At 42.3% G+C, this 14650-nt stretch carries 8 protein-coding genes; 5 read left to right on the top strand and 3 right to left on the bottom strand.

The genetic code is table 11. The features are described from left to right. Nucleotides 1–4: 4 nt before the first annotated feature. From iadA to H5154_RS05075, 3 genes are all read right to left on the bottom strand, one after another. The gene (gene iadA, locus H5154_RS05085) at nt 5–1171 is read right to left on the bottom strand and encodes a beta-aspartyl-peptidase (RefSeq protein ID WP_182717601.1); all 1167 of its coding nucleotides are present in this window, start codon (nt 1169–1171) and stop codon (nt 5–7) included. 12 nt (nt 1172–1183) lie between these two features. After that, nucleotides 1184–2590, bottom strand: a complete 1407-nt coding sequence (gene yfcC, locus H5154_RS05080; RefSeq protein ID WP_182717600.1) for a putative basic amino acid antiporter YfcC — start codon at nt 2588–2590, stop codon at nt 1184–1186. A 163-nt stretch (nt 2591–2753) separates the two neighbouring features. Beyond that, nucleotides 2754–5684 carry a TonB-dependent receptor domain-containing protein gene (locus tag H5154_RS05075; protein ID WP_182717599.1) on the bottom strand — a complete coding sequence of 977 codons (2931 nt, stop codon included), beginning with the start codon at nt 5682–5684 and terminating at the stop codon, nt 2754–2756. A 339-nt stretch (nt 5685–6023) separates the two neighbouring features. Between H5154_RS05075 and H5154_RS05070 the strand changes: the two genes are divergently transcribed. The 5 genes from H5154_RS05070 to H5154_RS05045 all read left to right on the top strand — a co-directional run bounded on the left by H5154_RS05070 (nt 6024) and on the right by H5154_RS05045 (nt 14596). After that, on the top strand, nt 6024–7724 hold the full coding sequence (locus H5154_RS05070) for a cyanophycinase (protein ID WP_182717598.1): 1701 nt from the start codon (nt 6024–6026) through the stop codon (nt 7722–7724). A gap of 409 nt (nt 7725–8133) precedes the next feature. Next, nucleotides 8134–9291, top strand: a complete 1158-nt coding sequence (locus tag H5154_RS05060) for an efflux RND transporter periplasmic adaptor subunit (RefSeq protein WP_182717596.1) — start codon at nt 8134–8136, stop codon at nt 9289–9291. Between the two features lie 12 nt (nt 9292–9303). Beyond that, nucleotides 9304–12429, top strand: a complete 3126-nt coding sequence (locus tag H5154_RS05055) for an efflux RND transporter permease subunit (protein ID WP_182717595.1) — start codon at nt 9304–9306, stop codon at nt 12427–12429. A 5-nt stretch (nt 12430–12434) separates the two neighbouring features. Then, a complete protein-coding gene (locus H5154_RS05050; protein WP_182717594.1) occupies nt 12435–13844 on the top strand; it encodes an efflux transporter outer membrane subunit in 1410 nt (469 codons plus the stop codon). A gap of 137 nt (nt 13845–13981) precedes the next feature. Further along, nucleotides 13982–14596, top strand: a complete 615-nt coding sequence (locus H5154_RS05045) for a TetR/AcrR family transcriptional regulator (protein WP_182717593.1) — start codon at nt 13982–13984, stop codon at nt 14594–14596. Nucleotides 14597–14650: the final 54 nt, after the last annotated feature.

Here is a 14650-nt window from a genome sequence, read left to right as displayed (position 1 = left end):
TTATTTATTCAAAAGCGCCTTTTATTATTGCAAACCCTTGCTCAACCATATGAATGCCATTACTCCATACATGTTGTGGCGCTAAAGTGTTGCTATCAAGTAAAACTAAGTCGGCGTCTGAGCCTTTGCTAATAGTGCCTTTTTTAATCCCCAGTACATTAGCGGGATTAGTGGTTATGGCCATTAATGCGTGCTCTATACTCACCTCATATTGATGTACAGCTTGTTGAAAAGCACCTAACAGAGAGGCTTCTTTACCAATTTCAAGCCCGAGCAAATTAAATTGCTCGTCAAATATTGGCAGGCTGGCATGGCCATCTGAACTCATAGTCAATTGTGTTGGCTTAACATTGTGTGTTAAACAGTAAGCTAACGCTTGCGCGGCAGCATATTCGCCATGAGCAAGATCATACTCAGTTGTGCTGGTGGTAAAATCAATTGTACCGCCGGCTTCACAAAATAAAATCCCAGCGTCAAGCAGCGCTTTATTTCTATTCATGTGTGTTGGATAAAACTGACTCAATGAAATATCAGTATTTTTATCAACCTCATGCAGAATCGCTAAGTGACTATTAACGGGGCCGACATGAATGCTCACGGTGCCTTTTTTTGCGCTTAGCATGCCGGCGACTTTTGCTTCTGCTGCCAACTCTGCGAGTTGTTGAACGGTGGGTTGGCTGCTACGGTGATCTGAAATTGCCACTTCGCCTACGCCAATAAACTCGTCAATATACATTAGGTCATTTGTAATACTACCCGTCAGTGTTTTAGCGGGTAAGTGATAAGAGCCAGTATGGCAAAATACATTAAGACCAAGCTCTTTTAAGCCTTTCGCTTTAGCAACTAAGTTGGTTAGTGTGCGACTGCTTGAGTCAGTGCCCAGCGCTGCAATAACGGTTGTAATACCTGCTAAGGTGGCATCAGTTAAGTTCATTTCTGGCGTTCGACTAGTAAAACCTGCTTCGCCGCCACCGCCTGTAATATGGACCAAAGAGTCAACAAAGCCTGGTACTAGAATGTTTCCTCGGCCATCGATAATCTTTACTTCGGTATTACTTTCTAGTTTGATCTCGGTTCGAAAATCAATCACTTTAGAACCAGCGATGAGTACATCCATCTGCCCTTGAGGGCTTGGAGTATAAAGGTTTGCACCTCGAATTAATGTCAACATAGTGAAGTCTTTTTATTGATAATTGATAAAATAAGCAAGAAATATGAAGCCGCTTGCTAAAGTAAATAATGCTAAAGTGAAACGCCAAATAAAGGCTGCCCATTCGCTCCAATCAAGCTTTACAATACCTAAGCAACCGATCAAGCTGGCTGAGGTTGGAATGAATATATTCGTTAAGCCATCGCCAAACTGAAAAGCTAATACCACAATTTGTCGTGAGACATTGAGTAAATCGCCTAATGGAGACATCAGTGGCATAGTGATAGCGGCTTGGCCGGACCCTGAAGAAACAAAAAAGTTAAACACACTTTGAAATAATAACATTCCCCATGCCGCAACAAAGTCTGGTACCGCAGCGATACTACTAGCACTATGATAAAGTAATGTATTTAAGGTTGACGGTGCATTTAAATCACTGCCGCCAAGTAATAATACCACCCCTTTGGCAAGAGCGACTAACATGGCTGCGGGCAACAATTCTTGTGCGCCATGTTTAAATGCATCAGCACTTTGGTTAGCTGTTTGTTTATTAAAAATACTGGCTATAAAAGCACTGATCACACCAATACAAAAAAACTGTGCTGCGAGCTCTGGAATATAGTATTGGCGCGCCATCACACCCCACACAACCCAAGTAATACCCGTTATAAAAGTAATCAAGATAAGTTTATCGGCGGTATCTAATTTTATATCAGTATGGGAGTCGCTTTGCGCGGTGTTAATGGTTCTGATCGAGTTGGCATAACGTATAGTAAAAAATAAACCAAATAGTGTAAACACAACCCATGCGATCATTCTAAAGCCAGCACCAGAAAAAACCGGTATTTCAGCAATAGATTGTGCAATTGCAATACTAAAAGGATTCATCCAAGACGTTGCAAAGCCAATTTGTGTGGCAACATACGTAGTTAAAACCGTTACTTTGGCATCATAGCCGAGCTGTTTCATGATCGGTAGCAAGACAATACAAAAAGCAATGGCTTCTTCGCCCATACCAAATACTGCGCCACCTAACGAAAATAACACAAATAATAATGGTAGAAACAGCCATTCAACTCGCTGAGTTTTATTGATAAGCGCCATAATACCGTTATTAATTGCGCCTGTTTTCATAATGATACCGAACGCGCCGCCGGTAATTAATATAAATGCCATGACACCGATGGTTGCGCCGTACTTGTCACCCGATACTAAACCTTCAAACAACACATTTGCCAGGCCAATTTCACCGCCTTCAGCAAACAGCGGCGTTTGCTCGCTTACAGCCACTGTTTGGTATTGAGAAAGTTCAACACTGTGGCTATCTTTTTGGGCGTTAAACATCCCAGGAGTAATAAACAAGGTTGCCAAGTAGGCAATTAATGCAACTGATAACAAGATGATACTTGCATCAGGCATAGTAAATTGTTTGTTTTTCATAATTTCACTTTTCGCAAAGAAATAGGTTGCTTAGACTAAGCCGCACACCTGCTTATTTTAACACGAAGTTTATTTGAATAAGTGACCTTACTCTACAAAGCAAAGCCACTTAGTACAATTTGGATGGTGTTACGCACAGCGACTAGCACGGCGCGTATAATTTTTAGAAACGATAGCTGACACTAAATGTATAACGCGCGCCATAAGCATTATGGTTTATAGAATCAAAACCACGACTTGAGCCGTATAGCTGTGGCGGCTCTTTGTCAAAAATATTATCAATGCGCGCTCTTAAGGTAAGGGCTTTATTTACGTAGTAACCTGCAGATAAATCCCATACGAGCCAATCGTCAACTTGATGATTACCTTGTGAGTCAAGTTTACCTAAACTTTCCAGTTCATCAATTTCACGGCCTCTAAGTCCTTCAATGTCATCATCATAGCTGCTGGTGTAATTTGCGCCAAGGTTTAGGTAGTAGCTTTGAGCTTCCCAATCGATTGACATACGACCGATGTTTTCAGGGTAGCGATACGTGCCAACTAACTTTTCAATGGCATCAGAGCCTGGTTTATTGCGCTCAAATTCAAGATAGTGCGTGCCATCAAATGCAAAAGTTAAATCGCCACCTGAAAGCCTAAAACGGTGATCAAACTTAATATCAATCCCTGCTAATGTTTGTGTGCCGGTATTTTCAAGTGGGATAACATGGTCACGAAATAATGGTAAAAATAGCTCATCATCACGTGGGTTAAACTCGGTAATATAGTTATCTAAAATTTCATTTAGGTTGGCACCATCTTGCTCGATACTTAAACCACTATTGTCACTGATATCACATAGCTCATTATCGTAAGAAATACCTTGTTGACCTTCTGGGACAATACCGCAATGGCGCAGTGATGCATCAGTAATGGCACGATCTAGCACCGCAGTCATATTAGTATCAATCACTTCTTCGTGATCAAACTGCCAGTAATCAACGGTTAGGTTAGTATCAGCGCTTGGGCTCCAAGCAAAACCAACACTAATAGCTTCTGATTCTTCAGCTTTAAGATTTTTATTTCCAAGCTCGAGTGAGTTAACACTTACCTCTGTTCCTTGGCCCATACAATAAAGATCAGATACTGCTTGGTTAGCACCGCAATCGAAGGTTGATTGAGTGGTTCTTAATTTAACACCAGCTTGCGTAAGAGAAGGGGCACGGAATGACGTAGACCATGAGCCACGTAACACTAACGAGTCGTTAGGACGATAGCTTAAGCCTATTTTTGGATTAAAGGTGCCGCCAAAATCGTCATAATGATCGTAACGTCCTGCCGCCTGTAGCTCAACTTGATCGGTCAATGATACACTTATTTCTGCGAACGCCGCGTATTGAGTGCGATCAGCCTCTGATAAGCTCGAGCCAAAACCAAATACATCCACTAAGTAGCCGTTTTCAGGGCGTGCTTGCGAGTCAAGTGATGGAATGTCAGTTAATTCTTCACGGCGAGCTTCAACTCCAAATGATGCATAAGCGGGTAAATCATTAAAGGTGAATAGCTCACCGTTAAAGTTTACATCCCAGCCGTATACGGTGCTTTCGCCACTGCGTGTTGGACGTGCCTGTGCCGTTGCTAAAACCGCATCGTTGGCGGCATCGCCTTGCACAAATGGATTATAAAATGGCAGTAAATCGCCTGATACACAGTTAAGGTTTGCGCCGTCGTAGTTTGCTAATGTACCGTCTGAGCATAGTTCACCAGTAATGGCGGCATGAAATTGATAGCGATTGTAAATACCATCAATGGCTTCTTGCTCAGAGCTTGAGCGAGAAAAGGTTACGCCTGACTCCCAGCTCCAGTCACCAACATCACCTGCAAGGCTACTCACTAAGCGGAAGTTTTTAGTTTCTACTTCGACAGTACGTGGGGCATTAAAACGCGCATCAAAGCCAAAGCCGTAAACTTCGCGGCCAGCTTGCGTATCAAATTCAAATGGGTCAATAAACACTTGATCCATCAAATCATTACTGCCATCTGCATTATCATAAATGAACAGCGCATCTTCTAAAATGAAAGGACCATCTTCATCATTTATTTGATTAATCGGTGAGGGTGACGAGTACGCTTTTGCCTTTGTTTGGCTATAGAAAAAGTCAGTATGCCAATCAAGACCGCCTAAGCTGCTATTGAACATAAAGCCAGTCGATAGACTCTCAAATGGCGTATCCAGATAATCGTCTTGATTTGGGTAATAGGCACAAATGTCTTCACCAAATTCAGTTGTAACTAATTCAGTCTGGCAATTTGGCGCTGGCAATTCATTCCCATCACGCGAGCTGTAATAATAAATATTTGGCGCGTTTTCAAGTTTTGGTAAGTACGAATAACTATTCACCAGTGGTGATGATGCAGTGAAATCTCGATCGGTTGCTTTAAATGCGTTACGGTCAAAAATATCGGCAAAAACCGTTAAGTTACTCTCACCAATGTTTGTACCGTATACTAGGTTAAGTTGTTTTTTACCTTCATCATGACTGTTAAAGCTGTTTGCGTAGGATGCGTTTACTTCAGCGCCTTCAAAGTCATCTTTTAAAATATAGTTAATTACACCTGCTACGGCATCTGCACCGTAAACCGCTGATGCACCGGTTGCAAGAATATCAATGCGCTCGATAGCTGCAAGTGGAATTGAGTTCACATCGACAAAGTTTTCCGTGCCAGCGGCAAATGAACTGGGCGCAACACGACGACCATTAATCAGTGTTAATGTGGCTGATGGGCCCATGCCACGTAGGCTTGCTGCAGATTGTCCCGCAGGTGTTGAAGTGGACGTGCCACCGCTTTCTGAAGTGGAAAAAGTGCCGCTACCACCTTTGAACACGGATAAATCCTTTAGTAATTCGTGAATCGTGTTGGCGCCAGAGCGTTTGATGGCATCTTGGTCTAATACCGTTAGTGGAATCGTTCCTTCAAGATCGACGCCTTTTAAACGTGATCCGGTGACTTCTACTCGTTCAATGTTTTCAGCTTTAGTGTTTTCTTGCGCATACAAAAAAGTTGGGCAAAGCACTGCGCTTATTGCCGTTGCAATAGTTAATTGACGAAACATATTGGTTTACCTTTGTCTTTATTTTAAGCACAGGTGTACTGCACAGTGCTTATTTTTTGATTATTTAGACAGGGCCGTGATCGATAGACACAGTTAGCCCCTCACAGAGAATGTGAGGTAGTGGCTACTCGTCAAACCACTCCGAAAGGTAGTGAGGAGAGTAGAAATATGTACACAGCGATGTTGCGTTTTTAAACATAATTCCAATCCAAAAGGTTTTTGACAAAGCTAGTATTTGGGTGCTAGCTTACTCGCGATTTAAAAGTTCCTTATTTTTATAGCAAGCATAAAGTTTTACTGCAAGCTATTTTTTATCATTTTTTACATGAGTATAACATTATGGAAAACTTTCGGGAACATCTTACAAAGAGCTCTAAATGTGGTTTTTTTGCTGCTTTTACACTGGTAATGGCCGCTTTTTCGGCGAATATATCTGCAAATCAAACTGAGCAAACCTTGCTGTTAATTGGTGGCGCATTAACGACTTGTTCAAGTTTAAGTCCTAAAAATTGCATTGAAAAAACATCATTAATAGGAAAAAAAGCGAATCAATTTCAATTGACGGGCAAAGCACTACAAGAAATAAAAAGCCAATGGCCTGATGATAGTACTAATAACCGCAATGAAACCTTGCGGGTTTTATCAAAAATTGCCAAGCAACAGCCTAATCTTATCGATAAAGGGTCTTTGCTATGGGCTTGGCGGGATTTAGATAGCCGCTCGCTCAATAATTTAACTGATCGAGAATATAACTTTGTCACTGATATGCTGGAAGTGGCGGTTGTTGATGCTAAAGGCCAGCGCATAAAAGAAACGGTGCAAAGTAAACAAAATAATGAGCCTGCTGCTAATGATATAGTTAATTTTATTTCTGCAACAGCTAAAGTAAATAGTAAACAGCCGAGCTTATTAGCTATCACAGCATCGAGTCGCGACCCTTATGAATCGGCTGACTTTTACGAAGGCTTACTGGATTTTGATCATATTAAAAGTTCATGGCTGGCATTAACTCCGGCATTAGCGCAAGCAATCACAACTGGGCAATGTGAAAAGCTAGCGCAATTTCGCCAGCAAAACATGCAGGTGTTTAATCGCCACAAAATCTATCCTGACCGTATTCAAGCTGAGCAACAACTATGCGACGCGGGTGTTGATAATTTAGTTGCAAAAATCGAATCTGCAACAGGTATTATGCTCAATGGTGGCGATCAAAGTTTAACTCGAAAAGTGTTATTTGATGATACGGGCAAGCCGTATCCATGGACCGATGCTATACGTTCACGTCCGCTATTGGTAGGTACAAGTGCAGGCACAGCCATTCAAAGTGGCGGCAGTAACCAGTTTGGTAGTGTTGCGATGATCACTAATGGCACTAGTTTAGCTGCATTACGCGATGGTGCGCACGCAGTTCCTGCACCGAGTGAACGTTGTGAAGATGATTGTAATCAAGGGCTAAGCGCAGATACATTAACCTATCAAACTAATGGTGGGCTGGGCAGCTTTAGTGCAGGTATAGTTGACACCCATTTTAGTGAGCGAAATCGCACTGTGCGTTTAGCGACATTGCTTGCAAAAACAGGGCAACAGTATGGCTTTGGTGTTGATGAAACAACAGCTTTAGTGTTCATAAAATCACAACAGAGTACGATTGTGACAGTGCTAGGTAAGCATGGGGTTGTGCATTTAAATAAGGGCAAAGATAAATACAGTTTTGATTATTCATTTTGGCCAGCTGGTGCGATTATTGATGTAACACCTCAAGGCTACCAATTAAACCGACGTACTATAGACAGTGCTTTGCCTGCAATTAAAATACCGCCTTTGCCAATGCAGCGTTTTAATAACATACTCACCGATGCTAAATTGCGCTCGCTTACTCAAGCAATGTGTTTAGCTAATGAGCAGTCAGCGGTAGGTCAGCAAGATGAGTTTATAGTGACTTTAAATGCCAGTAAAAATACCCAGTATCAGAGAATAAGTTCAAGCAGTTATGGCTGTGCAATTGAACGACTTAGCGTGAATATTACGACGATTCAATGATGCTTTGATGTAGAGCTACTGTTACTCACAGTAGCTTTTCTTTAAATGACAAAGTAATGTGTTAAATTGTCAAAAACACCAATTTGGATATATTAGCTACCCATTTCCCCTCAAATCTCACAACCGATGATTGAACAACTGCTTGCTGTGTCGCTTTTAGTTCCATACGTTCAAAATGACTACTTTTAATGTTTACTGCAGCTGCATTGTTATGCTCATTAAAGATAAAATTAACTCTTTTTGTACCTGCAATTAGCAATCGAGTTGTTCTGTTTTTTAGCTCACCGTCAAGTCTTTTTACATCACTTTACATGCTCTTAGATCTTTTAAAAATAATTCTCAATTAACATTGGAAAATGTAATAATTTAATTTAGAATGATCGTTCATTCTAAATTAAGGGTAGTTAACATGCAGCGTTCTCGCGTCGTTCTTTTTACTGTCACCGCTTTGGCAAGTGCAGTTGCTTTATCCGGTTGCGATCAAACTCAGCAGGCGAATGCGCCTGCTTCGCAGCCAGCTCCTGTTGGCGTAATTACATTAAAAAGCCAACCATTAACACTTACTAAGGAGCTTCCTGGACGAGTAACTGCGTCTCAAGTGGCGGAGATTCGTCCTCAGGTAAGCGGTATTATTCAATCACGTTTATTCACTCAAGGTGCTGAAGTTAAAAAAGGTCAGGCTTTATATCAAATCGACCCAGCTACATTTGAAGCGCAAGTGGCAACCAGTAAGGCCGCTATTAGTAAGGCACAAGCAAGCATTGCTAATGCAAAGGCTAAATCAGAGCGTTATTCTGAGTTACTAGCAATAAAAGCGGTCAGCCAACAAGATTTTGATGAAGCCGACGCAAGCTATAAAGGCGCCCAGGCTGATTTATTAACGGCTCAAGCGCAGCTTAAAACCGCACAGATCAATTTTAACTATAGTAAGGTTTCATCACCTATTAGTGGTCAAATTGGCAAATCGAACGTGACCGTAGGTGCTTTGGTAAGTGCTAATCAAGCAACCGTGTTAGCAACCGTCACTCAGCTTGACCCAATTTATATTGACCTTACACAGTCAAGTAGTGAGTTGACTCGCTTGAAAAAAGCGATTGCCAATGGTGAGCTTGACAAAGATCTTACTGCGCAATCAAAGGTTGAACTCACTATGGAAGATGGCTCAGTGTATCCGCACACTGGCACTTTGCAGTTTTCTGAAGTGGCTGTTGATCCAAGCACTGGCTCAGTGACTTTACGAGCAGAATTTCCAAATCCAGAAAAGCTATTATTACCAGGTATGTACGTCAGAGCTGTGGTTGTTGAAGGTGTTAAGTCTGATGCTATTTTAGTACCACAACGTGGTGTGAGTCGTAATAGCAAAGGTGAGCCTACAGCGATGGTGGTGAGTAAAGACAATACTGTTGAAGCGCGAGTATTAAAAACTGACCGCACAGTAGGTGCTAACTGGTTAGTGACAAGTGGCTTGAACGACGGCGATCAACTGATTGTTGAAGGTTTACAAAAAATAGCACCGGGCGCACCTGTTAATGCAGTGCCTGCCGACTCAGCTGCTAAAACTCAATAACGGAGCATTTTAATGTCACGATTTTTTATCGACCGGCCTATCTTTGCATGGGTACTGGCCATTATTGTTATGTTGGCGGGTATACTTGCAATTAAAGCGCTACCTATTGCTCAGTATCCGTCTATTGCGCCTCCGGCAATTAGTGTCCAAGCTAATTATCCAGGTGCTTCCGCACGTACGTTAGAAGATACTGTTACGCAGGTTATTGAGCAAAAGATGAAAGGGTTAGATGGCTTGTTGTATATGTCATCAACCTCGGAATCAAATGGCTCGGCAACTTTAACACTAACGTTTGATGCTGATACCGACCCAGATATTGCACAAGTTCAAGTGCAAAATAAACTTGCCTTGGCAACCCCGTTATTGCCACAAGAAGTGCAACGCCAAGGTGTATCAGTAGCTAAATCTGCACGTAACTTTTTAATGGTTGTTGGTTTTGTTTCTGAAGATGGCAGCATGAATAATATCGACATTGGTGATTATGTTGCATCCAATGTGCAAGATATCGTGTCGCGCGTTGATGGCGTAGGTGAAGTGCAGTTATTTGGCTCACAGTATGCGATGCGTATCTGGTTAGACCCTAGTATGCTGCAAAAATATAAACTGACTCCTGCAGATATTAGTGCGTCTATTAGTGCTCAAAATGCGCAAGTATCGGCAGGTCAACTTGGTGCTTTACCTGCGATTTCAGGGCAGCAGCTTAATGCCACTGTGACTGCGCAAAGTCGCTTACAAACACCAGAACAATTTCGCAATATTTTTGTCAAAAACAATGAGGATGGTTCTGTAGTTCGCTTAGGCGATGTCGCAAAAGTCGAACTTGGCGGTGAAAGCTACGGTGTTGTGGCGCGCTTTAATGGTAAACCAGCGTCAGGTTTAGGTATTAAACTTGCCAGTGGTGCAAACGCTCTTGATACTGCTGCGGGTGTTAAAACTGCATTGGCTGAACTAGAGCCTTTTTTCCCTGAAGGGTTAGCCAGTGTTGTACCTTACGACACCACTCCGTTTGTATCATTATCAATTGAAAAAGTAGTGAGTACATTAATCGAAGCCGTGGTGTTAGTGTTTTTAGTTATGTACTTGTTTTTACAAAACTTTAGAGCAACTCTAATTCCTACTATTGCAGTGCCTGTGGTTTTATTGGGTACATTTGCTGTGCTGCAAGTACTCGGTTATTCAATTAATACCTTGACCATGTTTGCTATGGTACTGGCCATTGGCTTGTTAGTTGATGATGCCATCGTGGTGGTTGAAAACGTTGAGCGGGTGATGACCGAAGAAAAACTTTCACCGCTTGAAGCTACGCGAAAATCGATGGATGAAATCAAAGGTGCACTAGTTGGTATTGCTATGGTGTTATCGGCCGTATTTATCCCAATGGCGTTCTTTGCAGGCTCGACAGGGGTTATTTATCGTCAGTTCTCAGTAACCTTAGTAACTGCTATGAGTTTATCTGTTTTAGTGGCACTTATTTTAACACCAGCACTGTGTGCAACCATGTTAAAACCGAGTCACGTACATAATAACTCATCATTTATTGGTCGCTTTTTTATGGGCTTTAACCGCGGCTTTGAAAAGACCAACACCGGCGCACAAAACTTTGTAAGTCGTATGATCAAGCAAAGTAAGCGCTATTTATTGTGTTACGGCTTAATTGTTGGCGGCATGATCTATATTTTCTCACAACTCCCTTCAGCATTTTTACCTGATGAAGACCAAGGTATTTTGTTCAATCAAGTAAGTTTACCAGCAGGAGCAACCACTGAGCAGACATTAAAAGTCGTTGAGAAAATGGAAAAACATTTCCTAGAAGATCAGTCTGAAGCTGTTCGTTCTGTGTTTAGTGTAACTGGCTTTAGCTTCGCAGGCTCTGGACAAAATGCAGCGCTTGGTTTTGTTGGTTTAAAACACTGGGATGAGCGTCAACGCGATGATTTATCGGTTGGTGCAGTTGCAGGCAAAGCGATGGGTTATTTTTCTACGATTAAAGAAGCCTTTGTTTTTGCTTTCCCACCACCTGCGGTTGTTGAGCTTGGCACTGCCAATGGCTTTACCTTGTTTTTACAAGATAGGGTTGGGCTTGGTCACGACAAATTACTCGAAGCGCGAAATATGTTACTAGGGATGGCTTCACAAAGTCCTGTGTTAGCAGGCGTTCGCCCTAATGGTCAAGAAGATAAGCCAGAACTGGAGCTAGATATTGATTTAGCAAAAGCGCAAGCACTTGGGCTGACCCAAGCAGATATCAATAGTACTTTGTCTACCGCGTGGGGTAGTAGCTATGTGAATGACTTTATCGACCGTGGTCGAGTAAAAAAAGTGTTTTTACAAGGTACGCCAGAGTCTCGTATGGTGCCGGAAGATTTAGATAAATGGTATGTACGTAATAGTAATGGCGATATGGTGCCATTTAGCGCGTTTGCTCAGTCGTACTGGACCTATGGTTCGCCGCGTCTTGAACGCTATAACGGCTTTTCGGCAATGGAAATTCAAGGTGCAGCAGCGCCAGGCTATAGTACCGGTCAAGCCATGGATGAAATGGAGAAATTGGTTAGCCAGTTACCAACCGGGATTGCCTTTGAATGGACTGGTATTTCGTATGAAGAACGTTTAAGTGGTGGTCAAGCGCCATTATTGTATGCGTTGTCGTTATTAGTGGTATTTTTGTGCTTAGCTGCATTGTATGAAAGTTGGTCGGTGCCTGCTGCGGTAATGATGATTGTTCCTTTAGGTGTATTCGGCGCTGCAATGGCTGCCTTTATAGGTAACTTATCAAATGATATTTACTTACAAGTAGGCTTGTTGACTACCATAGGACTGGCGTCTAAAAATGCCATTTTGATTGTTGAGTTCGCAATTCATAAAATGGATGAAGGCATGGGGCTGGTGGATGCTGCAATTAACTCTGTTAAGCTACGACTACGACCAATTTTAATGACTTCTATGGCATTTATTTGTGGCGTTCTACCTTTAGCTATTGCATCAAGTGCTGGTTCTGGTGCACAAAATGCTCTAGGTATCTCTGTCATAGGTGGCACGCTCGCATCGTCAATATTGGCTGTGATATTTGTACCGTTATTCTTTGTATTAGTGCGCAGAGTTTTTCCAGGTAAACATAAAACTGTGACACAGGAGTAATCATAATGACATTCAAAACGTTAAGCCTAGCGAGTCTAAGCATATTTGTGCTCAGTGCTTGCCAAATGGCACCTCCGCGTGAAGATATCGTGTTGCCGGTGCCTGATAGCTACGCAATACAGAGCGAACAAGGTAATACGGCTGATTTAAGATGGCAGCAGTTTTTTGCGAATGAAAAGTTGCAACACTTGATTGAACAAACATTAGCTCATAATAAAGACCTTAAACTTGCCGCACTTAATGTGCAGCAAGTTCGTGCGCTTTATCAAATCGAAGACTCTGCCTTATATCCGTCAATCGATTTTGCTGCGTCGGGCACGCGTCAGCGCTTACCGGGAGACTTAACGTCAACCGGTAATGCACAAATTAGCGATAGCTATCAAGCTACCGTGGGGATGACCGCGTATGAGCTCGATATATGGGGCAAAATTCGTAATCAATCTGATCAAGCACTGCAAACTTTGTACGCGTCAGAGCAAACTCAAACGAGTGTAAAAATTAGCTTAATTTCTGAGTTGGTAAGTGCGTGGCTAAATTACGCTGCTGATAAAGAGCAGTTAGCGCTTGCTACGCAAACCCTAAAAAGTCAGCAGGCATCACTGGCGTTAACCGAAAAAACCTATGCACTTGGCGCGGCATCAAAGTTAACGTTGGCACAAATTGAGAGCACTGTAGCCACCGCAAAAGTTGATATTGCTAACTATCAGCGCTTGTTAAAGCGTGATAAAAATGCCCTTGATTTATTAGTCGGTCAGCCGGTTTCAGCGCAGTTGTTACCTGTTGAGAGTTTAGATGAAGTACTAAATTTCCCGACCGTGCCTGTAGGCTTACCATCCGAGTTACTTGAGCAACGTCCTGATATTAAAGCAGCAGAGTTTCAGTTATTAGCTGCTAACGCTAATATCGGTGTTGCGAAGGCGGCATTTTTTCCGAGCATTAGCTTAACGGCTAATGCAGGGAGTGCGTCGAGTGATCTAGATAATTTGTTTTCAAGTGGCACTGGCACTTGGAGCTTTATGCCATCGATCACGATACCGATATTTAATATGGGTCGTAATCAAGCAAACTTAGATGTTGCGCAAACTCAACAACAGATTGCGCTAACTACCTATGAACAAACGATTCAACAGGCATTTAAAGAAGTCTCTGATGCGCTTGCCGATAGGGAAGGCTATATGCAGCAGCTAAGTGCGCTTGAAGATCTGTATAACAGTAATCAAGTGTCGTTTACACTCTCTGAAGCTCGCTTTGAAAAAGGCGCCGATAGCTATTTACAAGTGCTGGATGCACAACGTAATTGGTACAGTGCAGGGCAACAACTCATTAGCGGTAAAAAAGCCTATATTACGAGCCAAATTAGTTTGTATAAAGCGGTTGGAGGCGGTTGGCAACGATCGGCTCAACAGAGTGAATAGCCGCTAGGCTGCACCACTATATAGTTTATCACTAGTTTATTAAGTTCTTTGTGGCAACTGACAAAGTTGATGTAAAAGGGCATATAAGCTAGTGATAATTATTAGGTTAAAGAAAAGCAGCGCTTTTCGGAGTTACTATGAAAGAAAAATCTAAAAGACAAACCGACCCTGCACTTGTGCAAGCACGCCGTGAGCAAGTGCTTAGTGCTGCGGCCGATTGTTTTAGACGAAAAGGCTATCATGGCGCAGGAATGGCCGAGATCTCAAAGACCGCAGGGATGAGCGCAGGACATATTTACAATTACTTTGCTAGTAAAGAAGCGATCATTGAATCGATTATAGAACAGGATATGGAAAAGCTGTTCTCTATTTTTCAGGAGTATGAAGATCAACCTGGTGACTTAGTAACGATTCTACTCGATGGTCTAGACTATGCAGTGGAACATCATACTGATGTAAACCAAGGAGCACTCGATTTAGAGATGTTCGCTGAAGCTGCGCGCAACGATAAAGTGGCAGAGCAGTTGCGAAAGTCTGATTGTTACGCCAGAGAGAAAATGCGAAATCTTTTATTGAGTGAACGCAGTTTGATAAAAGATCTTAGTGCAACTGAACTTGAAAGCCGTATCGAAGTGATGTTTGCAATGATAAATGGGATCACCATACGCAAAACCCTTAATCCACATGTTGATAAAGCCACGCTATTATTAGCGCTTCGCCCGGCAATGCGGGTGTTGCTTATACCGTTCTAATTAGAGCCGAGGCCTTAACCGCAAAGAGGTGTCGTTTAATCCTCTTTGCTGCGT

The organism is Pseudoalteromonas sp. SR44-5 (assembly GCF_014163675.1).
GTDB lineage: Bacteria > Pseudomonadota > Gammaproteobacteria > Enterobacterales > Alteromonadaceae > Pseudoalteromonas > Pseudoalteromonas rhizosphaerae.
This window is presented reverse-complemented; position numbering and strand designations above follow the sequence as displayed.

What these genes read in the sequence shown, in the direction of transcription:
- H5154_RS05055 (WP_182717595.1), top strand. Translation starts at nt 9,304, where the DNA reads ATGTCACGATTTTTTATCGACCGGCCTATCTTTGCATGGGTACTGGCC.
- H5154_RS05050 (WP_182717594.1), top strand. Translation starts at nt 12,435, where the DNA reads ATGACATTCAAAACGTTAAGCCTAGCGAGTCTAAGCATATTTGTGCTC.
- iadA (WP_182717601.1), bottom strand. Translation starts at nt 1,171, where the DNA reads ATGTTGACATTAATTCGAGGTGCAAACCTTTATACTCCAAGCCCTCAA.
- H5154_RS05045 (WP_182717593.1), top strand. Translation starts at nt 13,982, where the DNA reads ATGAAAGAAAAATCTAAAAGACAAACCGACCCTGCACTTGTGCAAGCA.
- H5154_RS05075 (WP_182717599.1), bottom strand. Translation starts at nt 5,684, where the DNA reads ATGTTTCGTCAATTAACTATTGCAACGGCAATAAGCGCAGTGCTTTGC.
- H5154_RS05060 (WP_182717596.1), top strand. Translation starts at nt 8,134, where the DNA reads ATGCAGCGTTCTCGCGTCGTTCTTTTTACTGTCACCGCTTTGGCAAGT.
- yfcC (WP_182717600.1), bottom strand. Translation starts at nt 2,590, where the DNA reads ATGAAAAACAAACAATTTACTATGCCTGATGCAAGTATCATCTTGTTA.
- H5154_RS05070 (WP_182717598.1), top strand. Translation starts at nt 6,024, where the DNA reads ATGGAAAACTTTCGGGAACATCTTACAAAGAGCTCTAAATGTGGTTTT.